General features: G+C 57.0%; 3 protein-coding genes. 1 reads left to right on the forward strand and 2 read right to left on the reverse strand.

All coding sequences use genetic code 11. The annotated features are described in order from the left end of the window. Together H6B10_RS14375 and H6B10_RS14380 are read right to left on the reverse strand one after the other, a co-directional pair. A partial coding sequence (locus H6B10_RS14375; protein WP_204652227.1) for a GntR family transcriptional regulator occupies positions 1 to 388 on the reverse strand: 388 nt, incomplete at its 3' end. Then, positions 381 to 1,028: an endonuclease III domain-containing protein gene (locus tag H6B10_RS14380; RefSeq protein WP_204652228.1), complete on the reverse strand. Its 648-nt coding sequence runs from the start codon at positions 1,026 to 1,028 to the stop codon at positions 381 to 383. The genes H6B10_RS14380 and H6B10_RS14375, both read right to left, overlap by 8 nt. Before the next feature lie 166 nt (positions 1,029 to 1,194). Between H6B10_RS14380 and H6B10_RS14385 the strand changes: the two genes are divergently transcribed. Continuing rightward, on the forward strand, positions 1,195 to 1,689 hold a 495-nt coding region (locus tag H6B10_RS14385), incomplete at its 3' end, for an AAA family ATPase (protein ID WP_204652229.1).

Genomic DNA, 1,689 nt, shown 5'->3' on the forward strand with positions numbered 1-1,689 from the left:
CCGGCGGCAGTTCCAGGCGCTGTGCCAGATGCGGCGGCGCGGTTTCCCGGGTGACCATCAGGTGGTCACTGTGGGGCACACGGCCGGAAGCCCGGATCATTTTGTAAAATTCCAGTTTCTGGTCCATCCGGTTTTTCATCCGGACCACATCCCGGTTCACCAGCGTGCCGATGCCTCGCACCCGTTCCAGGTAACCGCCCCGTTCCAGAATGCTCAGGGCATCGCGTACAACGGTCCGGCTGATGCCCAGGGCAGCGGCCAGTTCCACTTCGCTGGGAAGCTGGAAAGCACCGGCGTACAGACCGCTGCGCAGCTCGGCAATCAACCGATCGGCTGTTTGCTGGCTGCGCAGTTCACCGCCCAGACGGGCTTCTGATGGTTTACTCATGCAGATAATCCTTTCGAGCCCGGCAGACATCCGCCAGGCAGCATTTTTCGCAGAAAGGCGTGGTACGTGCCGTACAGACGGCACGGCCGTGATAGACCAGCCGGTGGCAGAAATCGCTGCCTTCTTCCGGCGGAATGATCTTCCACAGTTCCCGCTCCACTTTGGCGGGCTCTTTGATGTTGTCGACCAGACCGATGCGGTTGCACAGACGGATGCAGTGGGTATCGGTCACAATGGCAGGTTTGCCGAAAACATCGCCCATGATCAGGTTGGCACTTTTGCGCCCTACGCCGGGCAGAGCCAGCAGCGCGTCAAAATCGTCCGGCACTTTGCCACCGTACTGGTCGCGCAGCATCCGCATGCAGGCAGAAATATCCCGTGCTTTGCTGCGGCCCAGGCCGCAAGGTTTAACGATGGCTTCAATTTCTTCCGGTGTGGCGGCGGCCAGTGCTTCCACACTGGGATACTGTGCAAACAGTTCCTGCACCACTACATTCACCCGCGCGTCGGTACATTGTGCGGCCAGGCGCACTTCCACCAGCAGCTGCCAGGCGTGGTCGTAGTCCAGTGTGCATTCGGCCAGCGGATATTCGGCTTTCAGTCGGTCGATGCAGACCAGTGCCAGTTCCTTCTTTGTCACAGCGTTCGCTCCATTTCACGTTCTTTCTCTTGATTCTACCACGGCGATATCTTATAATCAAGAGGAGGAAACGCCCAGTTCGCCGGATGGTCACATAAAAACGTAAAAAAATGAAACAGGCTGTATCCGGCTATTTTGCACTGTTTATAATAAGGAGAGAAAACCCATGGAACCTCTGGCACAGCGTCTGCGGCCGCGCACATTGGATGAAGTCTGCGGGCAGCAGCACCTTCTGGGACAGAATCAGGTGTTTCGCCGCACGGTGGAAAGCGGGCATATTCCCAATATGATTTTCTACGGGCCGTCCGGTGTGGGCAAAACCACGGTGGCCAGCATTATTGCCGCAGGCAGCGGCATGCAGTTGCACAAGCTTAACGGAACCACCGCATCCACCAGCGATATCAAATCGGTTCTGGCAGATATCGGCACGCTGGGAGCGGCGGGGGGCATCCTGCTGTACCTGGACGAGATCCAGTACTTTAACAAACGGCAGCAGCAAAGCCTGCTGGAATGTGTGGAACAGGGAACGGTTACCCTCATCGCTTCTACTACGGAAAATCCCTATTTTTATGTATACAATGCGCTGCTTTCCCGGTGTACAGTGTTTGAGTTCAAGTCCCTTACGGCAGAAGATATCCGCCGGGGTGTGCAGAACGCAGCG

The sequence above is a fragment of the Gemmiger formicilis genome (assembly GCF_016901605.1).
Classification (GTDB): domain Bacteria; phylum Bacillota; class Clostridia; order Oscillospirales; family Ruminococcaceae; genus Gemmiger; species Gemmiger formicilis_B.